Origin of the sequence: Streptomyces sp. UNOB3_S3 (assembly GCF_020740895.1) — a bacterium.
Taxonomy (GTDB): domain Bacteria; phylum Actinomycetota; class Actinomycetes; order Streptomycetales; family Streptomycetaceae; genus Streptomyces.
Map to the genome: position 1 here is coordinate 1 of NZ_JAILXP010000053.1, position 15,613 is coordinate 15,613.

Annotated in this window: 10 protein-coding genes and 1 pseudogene; 4 read left to right on the forward strand and 7 right to left on the reverse strand. The window is 68.8% G+C overall.

Features of this window, described 5'->3' with window-relative positions; genetic code table 11:
- Positions 1 to 131: 131 nt before the first annotated feature.
- Positions 132 to 344: pseudogene (locus tag K6I33_RS08570) on the forward strand (transglycosylase domain-containing protein); the annotation flags it as partial.
- Positions 345 to 435: 91 nt separating this feature from the next.
- Here the strand turns inward: K6I33_RS08570 and K6I33_RS08575 are convergent.
- From K6I33_RS08575 to K6I33_RS08585, 3 genes are read right to left on the reverse strand one after another with little or no spacing between them, the layout of a single operon-like run.
- On the reverse strand, positions 436 to 1,653 hold the full coding sequence (locus tag K6I33_RS08575) for a cytochrome P450 (protein ID WP_229349473.1): 1,218 nt from the start codon (positions 1,651 to 1,653) through the stop codon (positions 436 to 438).
- Entirely contained in the window at positions 1,650 to 2,501 is an 852-nt protein-coding gene (locus K6I33_RS08580) for an alpha/beta hydrolase (protein ID WP_308297089.1), read from the reverse strand. Before K6I33_RS08580 ends, K6I33_RS08575 begins: the two co-directional genes overlap by 4 nt.
- A complete protein-coding gene (locus K6I33_RS08585; protein ID WP_229349477.1) occupies positions 2,498 to 3,382 on the reverse strand; it encodes an alpha/beta hydrolase in 885 nt (294 codons plus the stop codon). Before K6I33_RS08585 ends, K6I33_RS08580 begins: the two co-directional genes overlap by 4 nt.
- A 357-nt stretch (positions 3,383 to 3,739) precedes the next feature.
- Between K6I33_RS08585 and K6I33_RS08590 the strand changes: the two genes are divergently transcribed.
- Positions 3,740 to 4,384 carry a dihydrofolate reductase family protein gene (locus K6I33_RS08590; RefSeq protein WP_229349480.1) on the forward strand — a complete coding sequence of 215 codons (645 nt, stop codon included), beginning with the start codon at positions 3,740 to 3,742 and terminating at the stop codon, positions 4,382 to 4,384.
- 38 nt (positions 4,385 to 4,422) lie between these two features.
- On the opposite strand, the gene K6I33_RS08595 is transcribed toward K6I33_RS08590, so the two are convergent.
- On the reverse strand, positions 4,423 to 4,995 hold the full coding sequence (locus K6I33_RS08595) for a DUF5825 family protein (RefSeq protein WP_238491371.1): 573 nt from the start codon (positions 4,993 to 4,995) through the stop codon (positions 4,423 to 4,425).
- On the opposite strand from K6I33_RS08595, the gene K6I33_RS08600 reads away from it, so the two are divergent.
- Both K6I33_RS08600 and K6I33_RS08605 read left to right on the forward strand, forming a co-directional pair.
- The gene (locus K6I33_RS08600) at positions 4,906 to 6,468 is read left to right on the forward strand and encodes a hypothetical protein (protein WP_308297090.1); all 1,563 of its coding nucleotides are present in this window, start codon (positions 4,906 to 4,908) and stop codon (positions 6,466 to 6,468) included. The genes K6I33_RS08595 and K6I33_RS08600 overlap by 90 nt on opposite strands.
- 120 nt (positions 6,469 to 6,588) lie before the next feature.
- The gene (locus K6I33_RS08605) at positions 6,589 to 9,249 is read left to right on the forward strand and encodes a glycosyl hydrolase family 28-related protein (protein WP_229349486.1); all 2,661 of its coding nucleotides are present in this window, start codon (positions 6,589 to 6,591) and stop codon (positions 9,247 to 9,249) included.
- 11 nt (positions 9,250 to 9,260) lie between these two features.
- Here the strand turns inward: K6I33_RS08605 and K6I33_RS08610 are convergent, their stop codons facing one another.
- The 3 genes from K6I33_RS08610 to K6I33_RS08620 all read right to left on the reverse strand — a co-directional run bounded on the left by K6I33_RS08610 (position 9,261) and on the right by K6I33_RS08620 (position 15,604).
- A complete protein-coding gene (locus K6I33_RS08610; protein WP_229349488.1) occupies positions 9,261 to 9,788 on the reverse strand; it encodes a transposase in 528 nt (175 codons plus the stop codon).
- Positions 9,785 to 10,387: a helix-turn-helix domain-containing protein gene (locus tag K6I33_RS08615; RefSeq protein ID WP_229349490.1), complete on the reverse strand. Its 603-nt coding sequence runs from the start codon at positions 10,385 to 10,387 to the stop codon at positions 9,785 to 9,787. Before K6I33_RS08615 ends, K6I33_RS08610 begins: the two co-directional genes overlap by 4 nt.
- A gap of 240 nt (positions 10,388 to 10,627) precedes the next feature.
- Positions 10,628 to 15,604 carry a glycosyl hydrolase family 18 protein gene (locus K6I33_RS08620; protein ID WP_308297091.1) on the reverse strand — a complete coding sequence of 1,659 codons (4,977 nt, stop codon included), beginning with the start codon at positions 15,602 to 15,604 and terminating at the stop codon, positions 10,628 to 10,630.
- Positions 15,605 to 15,613: the final 9 nt, after the last annotated feature.

The window sequence follows — 15,613 nt, forward strand, 5'->3', positions numbered from 1 at the left end:
GGGGAAGAGCGGCCGGGCCGCTCTTCCCCTGGCGGCCGGGCCCCTTGCCCCCGTTGCCGGACGGTCCAGTGATCATTCGCCCCCGCCTGTACGAACCCCTGCCCCGGACGCGGGGCGTCCCGCCCGTCGGGAAGAACGCCTACCTCACCCAGGAGCAGACCTTTTCGCGCAAGCTCACCGAGATGTTCGTCGCGATCAAGCTCGAGAACAGGATGAGCAAGGACGAGATCCTCGAGCAGTGCCTCAACACCAGCTGGTACGGGCGCGGTGCCTATGGCATCCAGCGGGCCGCCCACGCCTACTACGGCAAGGACGTCCCGCAGCTGAACGCGAGCGAGGGCGCCTGCGATGTCATCGACAACGTCAAGGACAACGTCCGGCTGCTGTGGAGACGGTCCCGTCCCGCTGAGGCGTCGGTCGCGGCGCGGGAGGAAGTCACCAGGTCACCCATGCCTCGCGGAGACCGTATGTGGTGGCGTCGGACGTCAGGGGGAGATCCCGCTCCGGGACTGCAAGGCGTAAACCGGACACATGCGTGGAAAGAGAGGCGAGGGCGCATTGGAGGATGACCCGGGCCAGGTTCTGGCCCAGGCACTGGTGGACGCCGTAGCCAAAGGCGAGGTGATGCCGGGCGTTGTGCCCGGTGCGCAAGGTACCGGGGTCGGGGAAGACACTGCGGTCGTGGTCGGCCGCCAGGAGGGAAGCGATGATGCCGTCGCCCGCACGGACGGTCACGTTCCCGAGCCGCATGTCGGCCAGTGCCACACGCCTGCTGACGGGGTCGGCCACGCTGTAGTAGCGCAGCAGTTCCTCCACTGTGCCGGGGATCTCGGCCGGGTACTGGGCGAGGGAGGCGATGCGCCCCGGCTCGCGCAGCAGGCCGACCGTGCCGAGCCCGATCGTGTTCATCGTGGTGCCGTGGCCGGCGACGAGCAGCATGGCGGTGATCCGGGTGAGAACCTCGCGGTCGTACGTTCCGGCTTGGCGGAGTTTCTCGGCGATGTGGCTCAGCAGGTCGTCGGCAGGGGCTTGCTCCTTGGCTGTGACATGGTCGCGCAGGTGGTCGTCCAGGGCTCTGCGGGCCGCCTCCCGCTGTCCGGCGGTCACCGTCGTGCGGACCTGGGCCCCGATGAGCCGCAGGATCAGGCGGTGGTCGGCGTAAGGGATGCCGAGCAGGTCGCACAGGACGAGCAGGGGAACCGGCCGGGCGAAGGAGTCCACCAGGTCGACGGGGCGGGCCTGCCGCATGAGGTGCGCGACCTGGCCGTCGACCAGACGGCGGATGCGCGGGCGCAGGGCGTTCATCCGGCGGAGGGTGAACCCGCCGGCCAGCAGGCGCCGCAGGACGGTGTGCTCGGGCGGGTCCAAGGAGACCAGGTTGCCCTTGTCCGGTCGGTGCGGGGCGAGCGGGACGATGGTGGGGAAGCCGACGTCGCCGCGATTGGATCCGGAGCGTGGGTCGGCCAGTACCTGGCGGACGTGGGTGTAGGAGGTGACCAGCCAGGCGCGGCGGCCGTCCCGGAATGCGACGCGGGTGACGGGCGCACGGCTGCGTAGCTCGGCGTAGCCCGGGGGCGGAGCGAAGGGGCAGACCGGGGGCATCGGGAACGCGGGGTACTCCCGGGCCTGATCGGACGCCGTGGCGCGGGTCATGCCAGGGCTCCGGTGGTGTCCCGGGCGTCTGCGATGAACGTGGTGAGCAGGTTCACGTACGCGTCGGGGTCCTGGACATGCGGGCTGTGGCCCATGCCCGTGAGACGTCGCAGGTCCGCGTGCTTCATGACCTCCGCGAGCTTGATGGTGATCGGGGGCAGCCAGCGCACGGTGTCGGCGCCGTAGGTGAGCAGCGCCGGGCCGGGGAAGGCGGACAGTGCGTCGAGGTCGATGCCGGCCCAATGGGGGTCGGCCTGTTCGGCGGCCCAGACGGGGGTGTTGGCGAGGATGCGGTCGCGGACCGGACCCGAGAGGCGACCCCAGACGCCCGGGCCGAGGACCACATCCTCCAGGAAGCCGCGGGCGCCCTCCTCGTTGCTGCCCGCGCGGATGCGGGCCGCCGCGGTGTCGATGCCCGCTTGTGCGGCTCGTACCAGCGCGAGGGCCGGGCCATCGTCGACAATCCCGAGCAGAGGTGACTCGTGGGCGATGACGCTGCGGAAGAGTGCCGGGTGGCGGGCGGCCAGCCCCAGCACGGTGGAACCGCCGTAGCAGACGCCCGCGACGTGGGCGGGGCCGAGTCCGAGGGTCTTGATGAGGGCGGCCAGGTCGTCCTCGTGCTCGCGACGGGCGCAAGAAGCAAGGCTGTGGCCATGCGTGCTCGCGCTGTGGCCGCGGCGGTCGTAGACCAGTACCCGGAAGGACCGTGCGAGGGCTTCGCGTACAGCACGCCAGCTGTGTCCTCCCGTCATCCCCCCGTGCACCAGAACCAGCGGTTCGCCGTGACCGAGGACTTCATACGCCAGCTCTGCTCCACGCACATGGACACGCGCCACGGTATGGCTCACCCTTCTGCCTCCGGCCTCAGGCCCATCAGCCGCAATACCCCGGCACCGAGCTCCGTCGCGCCCCGCCCCAAGTCCAGGGGAAGATCGAAGTGATGGCGTCCGGCCACCACCAGGTCGGTCACGTCGGTGCCGCAGGAACGGGCTCGCGCGACGAACTCCCGGTGCTGGCGGGCGTACTCGTCGGTCTCGCTCTCGCCCCGGCCCACGAGGAGAGGCGGCATCCGGACCAGGGGGCCGTGCTGTGGGCTGCACGCGCGGGCCGTCGGCCCGTCCAGGCCGAGTGGCTTGTTGATGTACGTCCCGACCAGCGGTTCCAGGTCGTACACGCCGCCGAGCAAGGTCGCACTGCCGACGGCTGCCAGCGGATCAATTCCGCTGCGCCGCCATGCCCCGGTGTCGGCCAAGGCGTGAGCCACCAGCTGGGCGCCGGCGCAGTGGCCGCTGAGGTGGACTCTTCCGGGAGCGCCCGGCAACTGCGGGGCATGGCCGCACAGCCACCGAATGCCCTCCCCGACCATCGCCGTGATGGCAGGCAGGGAGCAGCCGGGTGCCAGTGGGTACCCCAGCGCGATGAACGCGGCCCCGGCTGCGACCATGCCGGTCGCGGCGAACGAGGACTCGGCACGGCCGAGCTCCTGCCAGTAGCCGCCATGTACGAACACGTGCAGGGGCGCGCCCGGGCGCTCGGCCGGGAAGTAATCGAACCGCTGCTCCGATGCAGGGCCATAGGGCACGGCCTCGTGCACGTCGAGCAGCCGACGCGCGGACTCACTGCGCTTCGCGTATTCGGACAGGCAGTACCGCATATCAGGAGCGCAGGAGCTGGGCGAGTACTGCCGGGCCAGCTCGTCCAGCCCGTAGCGTCTCCAGGCAGCCGTCATGCGCCTCATCCTGGCACCGGGCTGGAAGGAACGTTAAGGCGCACCTTTCGGCCAAGCCTTCCTCGGAGGGTATTGAGGTATGGATTGTGTTGCTACGCCGCTATTGGGTTCAGGCCGGAGACCCGCCACGCGCGGGCATCGTCCGTAGATGGGCCGGCACCAGCAAGGCCTGCTGGGAACAACCCGGCTTCCGCCGGGGAGAGTTCAGCTCACGTCTCCGGGCGTGGTCCCAGCCGCGCCCGACATGACCTGACGCAGGCCAGAGTCGTCTTTGTCGGGTTCCGGCGCGGCGATGAGGCTGCGGGCGCCCGCAGGGCTATCTCTTGACGGAGACAACCGACTCATCGGGAGTAAGCCATGGGCCTCATCCACATCGAGTTGTTCGCGACCCTCGACCTCGTCGGGCAGGCGCCCGGCGGTCCCGACGAGGACCCGGTGGGGTTCCCGTTCGGCGGCTGGCAGGCGCCCCTGCTGGACGAGGTCGCCGGAGCGCAGGTCGGTGCCGCGTACGAGGGCACGGACGCCCTGCTGCTCGGCCGGCGGACGTACGACATCTTCGCCTCCTACTGGCCTCACCAGGAGGGTGGCGAGGACAACGAGATCGCCACGCTCTTCAACCGGGTCCCGAAGTACGTGGCCTCCCGCGGCAGGCCGAACCTCTCGTGGGCCGGGTCCACGCGGCTCGGCCCGGACCTCGCCGGCGCGGTGCGCGAGATCCGTGATCGCCACGAGCATGTGAAGGTCGTCGGGAGCCTGAACCTCGTGCAGACCCTCCTGCGCGAGAAGCTCTTCGACCGCCTCGACCTCTGGCTCCACCCGATCGTGCTCGGCGTAGGGAAGAAGGTGTTCGACGGTGGCGCGGTGCCCACCAACGTCACGCTCCTCGCACCCCCGGCAGCCAGCCCGAAGGGCACCGTGTACCTGCGCTACGGGCTCGCCGACGGCACCCCCGCGACAGGGGACATGAGCGCACCCGACCGTGGTGTTGGGAGCGACGGCTGAATCCACCCCGCCCCGCGACATACCGCGACGTCGGCAGCTCAGACGGTGGTGTGCGATTGCGGCCAGCGCCGCACTCGGTAGGGCATCCACCAGGCGTACTCGCCGAGGATGTCGACGAGGCCCGCGCCGGTGAAGGCGTCCAGTACGGCGGGGGCGACGGACGTGCTGACCTGGCCGTGGAGCAAGGGCTCGACCGCCGCCCGGTAGGCGGGGTCGTCGATGGTGATCCGGCGCAGTTCCCCGGTGCGCCAGTCGCGGACCTGGAGGAATCCGGGGCCGTGGCGGTAGAAACACTTGCAGAAGAAGTAGCTCTCGCGCCAGGCGTCACGTACTCGCTCACCACCCCGTCCGACGACCTCCCCGGGAGGGTAGAGGTGGCTCAGCCGGCGCCAGGATTCGTCCTCGCCGTCAAGAGCCGGCCGCCAGTCGACGGCGATGCCGTGGCTGGTCAGGTCGCGCACCAGGGTCAGGGCGCGCACCCAGGTGAGGGGATCTCCGTTTCCGGTGAGGTCGACGACACCGTGGAGCTCGGCGCGACGTACGGCGCGATCCCGCTGGCCGACGTCAAGCGGACCTTGCTGACGTACCGGCGCGAGGGCAGACTCGACCAGGTCGCCTTGATCTCGCTCACCAACTGCACGTTCGACGGCGTCGTGTACGACGTGGAGCGGGTGATGACCGAGTGCCTCGCGATCAAGCCCGATCCGGTGTTCCTCCGGGACGAGGCCTGGTTCGCGTTCGCCCGCTTCCACCCGGTCTACCGGCGGCGCACCGCCATGGCGGCCGCGGCCCGGCTGACCGAACGCTTCGGTACGGCGGAGTACCGGAGGGAGTACGAGCGGCACCTGGAGCGGATCCGGGGCATGACGGACGACGAGCTGGTGCGCGAGCCGCTGCTCCCGGACCCGGACGAGGTGCGGATCCGCGCGTACGCCACGCAGTCGACGCACAAGACCCTGACCTCACTGCGCCAGGGATCGATGATCCACGTCTACGACGACGACTTCGCCCGACGCAGCGAGGAGGCGTTCCACGAGGCCTATATGACCCACACCTCGACCTCTCCGAACTACCAGGTGCTGGCATCCCTCGACGTCGGCCGACGACAGGTCGAGCTGGAGGGTTTCGAGCTGGTCTCGCGGCAGGTCGAACTGGCCATGACGCTCCGTGACCGGATCGCGCAGCACCCCCTCCTCGCGAAGTACTTCCACGTGCTCTCCAGCAGCGACCTGATCCCGGACGAGTACCGGCCGTGGGGCACCGAGTGCCCCCTTCGTGCCGGGCCGGTGGCGATGGAAGAGGCCTGGGGCGTCGACGAGTTCGTCCTCGACCCGTGCCGGATGACCATCGAGATCTCGGCGACAGGCATCAACGGCGACACGTTCAAACGCGTGCAGCTGATGGACCGCTGGGGCATCCAGGTCAACAAGACCACGCGCAACACGGTCCTCGCGATGACGAACATCGGCACGACCCGCACCGCCGTCGCCCATCTGCTGAGGGCGCTGATCGGGATCGCGGAGGACCTGGAGGCCGCGACCGGCCGGATGACGCCCGAGCAGAAGCGCGCCTTCGACCTCCGGGCCGATGAGCTCGCCCACGACCACCCGCCCTTGCCGGACTTCTCGCGGTTCCACGCCACGTTCCGTGCCGACCCCACCGGCGCCGCGGCCGACGGGGACATGCGCCGGGCCTACTACATGGCGTACCGGGAGGAGCTGTGCGAGTTCGTGTCGTCCGACGAGGCGCGGCGCCGGGTCAACGCCGGGCTTCCGGTCGTGTCGGCCATCTTCGTCACCCCGTACCCGCCCGGCTTCCCGATCCTGGTCCCGGGCCAGGAGTTCAGCAAGGACATCCTCGACTTCATGGACGCCCTGGACACCAAGGAGATCCACGGATACGACCCGGTGCGGGGCTACCGGGTGTTCGTGCCGTCGGCACTGGCGGGCGGGACCGGCGGCACCCCCCCCGGCAACCCGACGAGAACGGCATGCGGTGATCGAGTCCGGCCCCCCGCCCACGCCCTGGCGGCCTACGCTCGATGGAATGGATTCTTCACCGCACAGCTCTCCGGATTCCCGTGAATCAGTACCCTATGCGCTAGCGCGCGGGTAGCCCGCCGAATCAACGTGAAGCGAAGAAGGCGGATTCCTCGACTCCCGCTGCCTGTCGGGTATGAGTATTCGGAGAGACCGGGAGCGTCGATGCAGACAGCAACCGTCGCCGTGGCCGTAGCAGCGGGAGATGTCCTGTGTCCGGCCCTGGACCCCGCTGATCCGGCGAAGCTGACCAAGGCCACCCATGCCGCTCTCACTGCCGGTACGGCCGTGGTGGGGGTCGCTGCCCAAGCGGCCGCGGCAGGTTCGCGAGTAAGCTATTTCGCGGCCGACGCCCCGGTCTTCGAGGACAGGCTGGTGCCTTCCGCGACGACCGGGCTCGGCCTCGGGCTGCCGGCCGCCGTCGTGGTCGACGACTCGGCGCGGGCCGTACGCCGGGTCCCCGCGCCGGCCGACGCATGGATTGTCGGGCACTGTGACGCGCAGGGAGTCCTGACTCTGGCGCCGCACCACGGTTTCGCCAATGTGCTGGACTTCGGTGCGACGGGCGACGGCGGTACGGACGACTGGGCCGCCATCAACGCGGCGATGAATTCACTGAAGCCGGCCTCCGGAACCGGCACGGGCACCGGCACCCTGTACTTTCCGCCGGGCACGTACAACATCGCTCGCCCGCTGTTCGTCAGTGGCTTTCCCGGGATCGAGCTGCTCGGGGAGAACCGGGTCACGAGCACGATCCGGCTCAACTCCGCTTTCGGCCCGGCGCTGTGCATCTGCCCGGCCGAGGTCGGTCACTTCCCCACCGGTGACGCCCTGCTGTCGGGGTCGGGCAAGGCCGGCGTGCTCCGGAAAGGGCGTGTGAACACGCTCGACTTCCGTGACTGTCCCGCGCTCGACAGTATGAACGGACTGCCCGCGTTCTCCGTCGAGTGCACCGTCCGTGTCGACGACGGGCCACGGGACGTGACATCGGTGGTCCTCAGCAGCTCGGGACGGCGCACCACACGCGACCCGGATCACACGGCGTTCAGCGTGTACCTGGTCGACACCGGGGCCGCGAAACTCGCGGTCTCGGCCACCTGCCGTATCGGTGGCCAGGACGTGACGGCTCGCCTGGACGAAGCCGTGCCCGTGGGCGTCACCATGCACATCGCACTGACCTATGACGGTACGGCGCTCAGGTTGTTCACGGGGGCACCAGGGGCGCCACCGCAGCAGATGCGGTTGGCTGAAGTGGCGGCGAGCGGGCCGCTGAACCAGGCCATCGAGGAGGGCGTCTACCTCGGTGTCGACAGCATCTCCGGCTGGCCCGAGTTCCAGCCCAGCACCTTGCCGTTCCCCGGCCGGATCGACTCGATCCGCATCTCCGGCCGGGCCACGCGGACCGCGCCGTTCACCGCGCCGACGGCCAAGTTCCCGACCGATGACGCGAGCAATCAGGGCACCCTGCTGCTCATCAACTTCGACCGAGACGTCGACGTCTTCACCGTCGGCTACACCTGGAAGGACCGTCCGCCGGGGTCCGGCCCGGTGCTGGTCTATCTGCTCCACCGCTTCGACCGGATCCCCGGCTATTCCTCACCGGTCGTACGGAGTCTGGGCTTCCAGTCCTCGGGGGGCGCGGGCATCCAGGGCCAGCTGGCGCTGAACGCCGTGCTCGACCGGGTGACGGTGTCGGCCGCGCGGGACGGGATCCGGTTCCGCAACAATTCCTACCTCGCCGAGTTCGAACACATCGACATCGGGGCCGGACGCCTCGGGCTCCAGCTGAGCGGCAATACGGCGCTGGTGAACGTCAAACGGCTGCAGACTCACGGCACCCAGTACGACTTCGTGGCCACGGACGTGGTCGGGGTCTTCGCGCGGGACTGGTACATCGGCACCCCGAACTCGATCGTGCCCGTCCTCCTGACCTCCCAGGCGTCCTTCGGCTCCTTCCACGGCGTCGGCCTCGCGATCAGCTCGGAGGGCTTTCCGAGCCAGGGACCCAAGGACCGGTGGCAAACGGCGGTGCTCACCGCGAGCCTGACCAGTCTGGTACTGGAGAGCTCGACGCTCCAGACGCCCGATCCCGACCCCACCGAGCGTCCGTGCGTCATCGTCGACAGTTCCCTGAACCGGCTCGCGGGGCCGACCCCGGAGTGCAACTACACCTTCGTCAACTGCGACTTCCAGCTCAGCCCCAACGCGAAGTCGGTGTTCGTGCTGTCCGGCGAGACGGCGCCGCACCCGGTACGGATCATCGGCAGCAGGAAGGCCACACCGGCCACCGTCCCAGCGCCGATTCCCTGGACGCTGCCCCATCAGAGTCCGTTCGTGTCGTTCGTCGGCGGCTCCGTCTCCACGACGGACACCGGGCTCACACAGTGGCAGGGCACCCGGGACTGGGTCTTCGCCTACGACCCGGCAACCGGCCGGACTCAAGCCGGTGAACGGGAGTCCCAGACAACGGGCCAGGTCCCGGCCGGTGGCACGGTCGACCTCAGCACAGCACCCCTCACAGAAGGCGCCACCGTCATCCGCGCCGAGGCCGCCGCCACCAGCGCGTCCGGTCAGGCGGCGCGGTGGACCATCGAGCAGGGCTTCACCACCAGAGGAACGACCACCACCCCGTGGTCCACAGCCACGCGTATCCTCGACGCCTTCGGCTCCACCGGCGGAGCACCCCCACCCGATTGGCGAACCCCGACGATCGAGCTGTCGAACGACAGAACAAGAGCGGTTGTCCGGTGTACGGCACCGGCCGGCCAGAACCTCACCTTCACCGTACGACTGCGCACCCTCGACGCCTTGGCTGCTGCCCCCTAGTGCTCGATTCCTCATTGGATGTACACATATCGGCGTCGTAGTTGGCGGGTTGGGGGCCGGGGCCTGCCCCACACCCATGGCCGTGCACGGGTGTTGAGCTGGGTGGTTGCGAGGCGGGTGGCGTGGTCGATCTCGTCCGGGCCGGCGAAGGTCTGGCCTGCGAGGGCGGTTTTACGGAAGATGCGCCACCAGCCTTCCTGGAGGTTGAGCCAGCAGGCGCCGACGGGTATGAAGACGTGATGGATGCGGGGGTGGTCCTCCAGCCAGGCCCGGGTGGACAGGCTGTTGTGCGAGGAGAGGTTGTCCGTGATCACGTAGATGTCGCCGGTGGGGTTGGCGGTCTCGATCAGTTGCAGGAACTGCTGGTAGAAGGTGCTGTTGCGGGAGGAGGCGGTCATGGTGACCTGCTGCCCGTCCCGCACTCGCAGACCGCCGTAGACCCAGGTCTTCTCCGGGCCGCGGCTGTAGTCGATCTCGGATTTGATGCGGTGGCCGTCCGGCGACCAGCCCGGCGCCGGCGGGAAGGTGCGGGGGATCACCGGCCCGAGCTCGTCGGCGCAGATGACCGTCGCGCCGTCGGGCGGGCAGGTATACAGGCCGGTGATCCGCGTCCTTTTCCCTCGAAGTCCGGATCCCGCGAGCGGGTCCAGGACCGGGTACGGCGCCAGCGCACCCCCTCGGCGAGCAGGATGCGCCTGACCTGGGAACGGCCGACCTCGATCCCGTCGCGCCGGGCCACCTCAGCGAGTGTGTCCAGCGTCCACAGTGGTGGCCCTGACTCATCAGCGGCCTCAAGCTCGCCGTCCGGCTGTACTTCGAGCCGGCCCGGTGGCACTGACCTGGCCAGGGCGATGATGTGCGAGCGTTCCGCCTGGGTGATTCTTGGTTTGCGTCCCTGACCGCCGAGGTCTTCCAGCCCCTCCAGCCCCTTGTGGTTGAAGCGGTGCAGCCAGCGGCGCACGGTCTTCTCGCTGCAGCACAGCTCGTAGGCGATCACCGGCACGGTCTCCCCGGCCCAGCTCAGCTCGACCATCCTCGTCCGCATCACCAGGTCCTGCGGAGCCTTCCTCGCTCTCGCCAGCCGCAGCACCATCTCCCGCTCACCCGGCCTGCCGTCCTGCCGTGCCCGTAAGACCATCGCCCGGCACCCCACCCCCGAGACCGACCTGTCACCAGCACATATACCCATCGAAAGCGGAATCGAGCACTAGACACACGAACGTGAGGTGCTGACGGTGACCGACGACGGCCGGTCCGGGCGGACGGCGCGTTTCCCAGGCGGTCCGTACCCGCCGCCGCCCGGTGTTTCCACCACGAGCACGTCGCCGGGCCCGGCGGAGCATCACGCTCCGCCGGGCCCTGTCCGTCGTCCCGCTCGCTACGCGGCGGGTCCGAGCTTCTTCCACGGCTTGCCGCCGTTGGACTCGGCCTCGCCCGGGGCGACGATGGTGTACCACTGGGCGTACCAGTACCAGCCGTCGTGCCTCACGAACGCGGCCGTCGAAGCGGCCGGGTCGCCGCTCAGGATGTGGGTCTCCCGGGTCGTCGCGCCGCCCGCGACCTCGACGTCGTGGTCGCCCGTGGCGGAGCGGAGCTTGAACAGCCCGCTGTGCCGGGGGCCTGCGGGTGCACCCTCGCTGCCGTTGTCGGCGATCGGGACGAGCTTCCACTTCTGCTCGGTGCGCCCGTCGCAGCCGACCGAGGCGACGTCCTCGCGGGAGTCGGTCGCGGTCATGCAGCGGTCACCGCTGCCGATCGTGTAGAGGCCGTCTCCGGCCGGGCGGATCCGCCAGTACTGGTTGGGGTTGGACTCACCGAGCTCCACCAGGTGGACACGGGACTGGTCGGGGTTGTTGTCGATCATCATCGACCGGCCCGAGGGGCTGTCGGCGTACTCGAACATCCAGCCCTTGTCCCCCTTGTCGTACATCCGCCACAGCCGCCCGCCGTCGGGCCGGTAGACCTGGCCCTTCGTGTAGTCGGCCGCCTGGCAGCGGTCCCCGGAGGCGGGGGCCGGCGGGTCGACGACGGTGACGTCGCGGCGGCGGTCGCCCGTGCTGCCGAACTCCTTGTCCCCGATCTTGAAGGTGACGTTCGCGGGGCCGGTGATCGGCAGGTAGTACTTGAGGTCGATGTCCCGGTACTTGCCCGGCGGCAGATCCTCGCAGTAGCCGAGCTTGAGCGTGAGCCGGTGGAAGTCGCCCTTCAGACCGCCGGCGTTGGGGCCGGTGTGCCCGGGGGTGAGTCCCTTGATCTCCTTGTAGTCGTTGTCCTTGACGACCGGCGGTGTCGAGGTCGGGATGTCGAACGAGATCTCCGTCCCCCGGCCGAGGGGTACCTTGCTGTCGTTGGTGATCCGCAGCTTGGGCTGGACCGGGTAGAAGTCATTCGCGCCGGTGGGGAAGTCGACCAGCTCGGCCTTGACGTCGATCACCTCCCTCGGCTGCGGCCGTCCCCCGGCCTTGGCGTTGCCGTACGCGCCTGTGCTCCTGAAGGCGTTGTCCAGACGGGTGGTGAGGTCGTAGCCCATGCCCCACTCGCCGCCCGGGCGCTTGGTGTAGTCACCGGCGAGCTCCCAGACCATCGCGCCGCCGATGCCCTTGTCCGCGATGTATTTCGCTTTGGCGTCGATGGAGCGTTCGTTCTCGGTGGAGAGGAAGACCTTCGTGGAGTCGTTCCACAGCCAGGGCGCCTCGAGCGCGTCCGAGTACTTCTCGGCGTAGGTGCCGGTCGGCTTCGCGTCCTTGACCCCGTAGGAGTCCAGATATCCGGGGGTGATGCCGTTCTGGAGGTTCTTGGTGTGCCACAGCGGGTTGGACCCTGCGCCGACCTCGCGGCCGTCCTCTGTGTCGTGCCAGACGTTGTCGATCCCGACCGCACCCAGACCGCACGACTGCGCGTTGGCCGGGCCCCGGCCGCCGGTGCCCTGCGGGCACTTGGACTGGTCCGGCATCGCGGCCGTCCCCCACAGCCCGTCCGAGCCGCCCTGCACGTCCCGCCAGCCGCGGGAGTAGTACGGGATGCCGAGGTTGATGCGTCCGGCCGGGAGTGCGCCGCGGTAGTAGTGGTAGGCCCAGTCGACGTTGAAGTAGCCGTGCTTCCGGAAGTCCTTGGTGTCCGCCTTCTTGTCGTCGTAGATGCCGGCGTCGGCCAGCTCGTTGTCCTTTCCGTCGTCGTAGAGCGGCGCCTGCGGGCCGACGAACTTGTTCCACGAGCCGTGCAGGTCGTACGTCATGACGTTGACGAAGTCCTGGTACTGCAGCGACTGTCCGGCGTCGAGCCCGCGCACCAGGTAGCCGGACGAGGACCCGGCGGAGGTGAGCAGGTAATAGTGCCCCTTGTCCGCCCCGGCCTTGTCCAGTTTCTCGCGCAGCGTCTTCATCAGGGCGTTGTAGCCCTGCTGGAGGCCCTTGCGGCGGGGGTTGGAGACGTCCCAGTCCTTGGGGTTGCCCGTGTTGGGGAGTGCGGTCGGGTACTCGTAGTCGATGTCCACGCCGTTGAACCCGTACCGGTCCAGGAACTCCGTGACGGAATCGGCGAACGTGTCGATGCCGGCCTGGTTCACCGAGCCGTCACCGTTGGTGGTCATCGCGTAGAAGTTCCGGGTGTCCGCCCAGCCGCCGACGGAGATCAGCGTCTTCACGGCCGGGTGCTTCTTCTTGTAGGTGTTGAGCAGGTTGAAGTGTCCCTTGTACGGGAGCGACGGGTCCATGGCGTTCTTCGCGCCGTCCCAGGTCATTCCGGTCGCCGGATTCTTGGCGTCGGACGGGTCGCCGATGGAGATCCGGTCGTTGTCGACGCGGGCGAAGGCGTAGTTGATGTGGGACACCTTCGACCAGGGGATGTTGGAGACGAGGTACTTGGGGTCCCCGTTCGCCCCGGCGCGCCAGCCGGTGAAGTAGCCGACCATGCGCCGGGTGCGGTTGTTTCCGACCCACTCGCGGCCCGCGCCGTCGTAGACGTCGCAGTAGCGGGTGGAAACGCCCTTGGTCGGGGTCATGCCCTCGGGACGGCAGTCGCCGGAGGAGGCGGGTTTGGTGCCGCGGTCGTCGGCGGAGTCGTCGAAGGGGTCGCCGGCGTCGCCGGGTGTGGGCTTGGGCTTGTCCTTGCCCGACAGCGTGTCGAGCACCCACTTCTGCGCTTCGCTCCCGTTGCAGCCCCAGAGCTGCAGTTGCCGTCCGTCGTCCGCCACGGAGTCGGGTACGTCCAGGCACAGGTCGGCGTTGACGTTCTTCAGCTCGTGGGCGTCGGTGCGGGTCCACTTCTGGGCCTCGCTGTCGTTGCAGCCCCACAGCTGCACCTTGGTGCCGTAGGTCTTGCCCGAGTGGTCCGCGTCCAGGCACAGGTCCAGGGCCCGGACCGTTCCGTCGCCGGGCAGGGTCCAGTTCTGGGCGTCGCTGCCGTTGCAGTCGTTGAGCCGGACCGTGGTGCCGTAGTCGCGCGAACCGTCCTTCACATCCAGACACCGGCCCGTCAGGCCCTCGAGCTGGCCGGAGGAGATCTCCTTGGGCGGACGGCGCACCCTGTCCGAGATGCGGATGGCACCGTCTCCCGCCGAGAAGATCGACTGCCGTAGGCTGCCCCAGTCCGTGTCGATCTGGCCGGTGGCGAGGCGCTCGTCGTTCACCGTGCCGGGATTGACCTTCATGGTGACGTAGGCGCCGTTCTTGATGAACACCGTCCCCATGGTCGGCGGCGGGGGAGCGTCACTCCCTCCGGTGGTCCGGTCCTTCACCGTACCGGGCACGGGGGCGTAGAAGGCCGCGTCCAGACCGGAACAGAGTCCCCCACCGCTCGGCGCCCCCTCGCTTTCGGAGCAGGTGTCACGCAGGACCGACCAGTTGTCGGCTATCTTCTTCGGACCGTTGATGATCTTGTCCCCGGTCCCGTCGATGTCGATGCCGACCAGGGCGTACTGATCCCCCTTGAAGAAGTAGGCATTGTTCCCGTCGACGGCGACCGCGGTGTCGAAACCGTCCGCGAAGACGGTCCCGCGGAGCGGGCGGAACGCTTCCGAGATCTTCATCGGGCCGGTGGCGACGGTGCCGCCCAGACGTCCCTGCCATGCGGCCTCCTTGTCGAGCGACAGGCGGAGGTACTGGTCACCGCTGAAGAGGAGCAGGTCGTCGGGGTGGCCGGGAAGCCGGATCGCGGCGTCGATGCCGTTGACGAACACCGTCCCCCGCAATGCGGGAACGTCCTGGGAGATGCTCCGCACCGCGTCCGGTCCACCGATCAGCCCCCACGAGTCGATCTTCTTGTCGCCGGTTGGCACGGTCGCGTGGTGCAGCCGCTGGTAGTTCGGGCCGTTGAAGAGCAGGACATCGGATTGGTCGTTGACGGCGACCGCCGCCTGGATGGGCTTTTCGGCTTGGCACTGTCCTGATGAGGAAACCGGCCGCGTCGACCTCGGGAGCCGGAGACCATCACAGCCGCGGTTCAGGACGGCGAGTCGTAGCCGGTTTTCGGGCCCTCCGCGCTGGGTCATGTTCCGGAAGCGATCGGGGTCGGCGGCGTTGGCTTGCGCCACTTCACTGCTGCTGTTCGTCCAGCTGAGGATCGCCGACTCGTCCAAGCCGTCGATGGCGTCATCGACGGGCGTATCGGGTTGCGGATCCAGGGCCTGGATGACTCTGCCCCTGATGACGTTGTCACGGAACGCCTCCGCCACCGTAACGATCATCACGAACATCGCGCCCGCTGTATCAGAACCGTCACCGGACCTGTAGGTGGGCGCATCACTGAAGTCGCGGAGGGCTCGGTCGATGTTGTCCGGGGTAAGCGCCGGCCATCCGTACTGGGCGCCAGGACCGGTCCTCAATTCGTAGCGGCCGGTGCGCATTCGTGTACGTAGCGTGGCATAGTTGCCGTCGAAGCCGAGTTGGACCGGCTGTATGTTGCGGCGCCTATCGTCCTGACCCCGGACGAAGTTGTTGAGCCACGCAATTTCCTGGGTGTCGTACCTGTCTCGGAGGTACCAAACACGCCGAGTGGTGGCCGTTTGCACGTAGAAGCCCATCAGGTACACGTCGCGCGGCCGGATGATCACACCGACGTCCATGCCCTGCGGCAGGGTGCCCTCAGTGGCGAGATCGGTAATGCTCTCGGCTCCCATGGCCTGACCGCCCACGTTGGGGCGAGTAACCCGGAACGGATCCACGTATGGAACCGTGTATCGGCTCAGTAGCCGTGTCATCAGTTTGAGGTAGGCATCGCCGCGTTGGTTCTGCGCTGCCGCCGACGGCGCCTGGAGGAGCCCCGCGGTCAGCGCAAGAACCACCAGGGCCACCACCGTGCCCGCCCATCCGGCCACCCCGCCTCGGCGTCTTCGCCGGCGGTGCACCGCACCAGTCATCGTCCCTCT

Excerpts from the sequence above, each read along its gene's own strand:
- K6I33_RS08590 (WP_229349480.1), top strand. The coding sequence starts at position 3,740 with ATGGGCCTCATCCACATCGAGTTGTTCGCGACCCTCGACCTCGTCGGG.
- K6I33_RS08620 (WP_308297091.1), bottom strand. The coding sequence starts at position 15,604 with ATGACTGGTGCGGTGCACCGCCGGCGAAGACGCCGAGGCGGGGTGGCC.
- K6I33_RS08605 (WP_229349486.1), top strand. The coding sequence starts at position 6,589 with ATGCAGACAGCAACCGTCGCCGTGGCCGTAGCAGCGGGAGATGTCCTG.
- K6I33_RS08575 (WP_229349473.1), bottom strand. The coding sequence starts at position 1,653 with ATGACCCGCGCCACGGCGTCCGATCAGGCCCGGGAGTACCCCGCGTTC.
- K6I33_RS08585 (WP_229349477.1), bottom strand. The coding sequence starts at position 3,382 with ATGACGGCTGCCTGGAGACGCTACGGGCTGGACGAGCTGGCCCGGCAG.
- K6I33_RS08615 (WP_229349490.1), bottom strand. The coding sequence starts at position 10,387 with ATGGTCTTACGGGCACGGCAGGACGGCAGGCCGGGTGAGCGGGAGATG.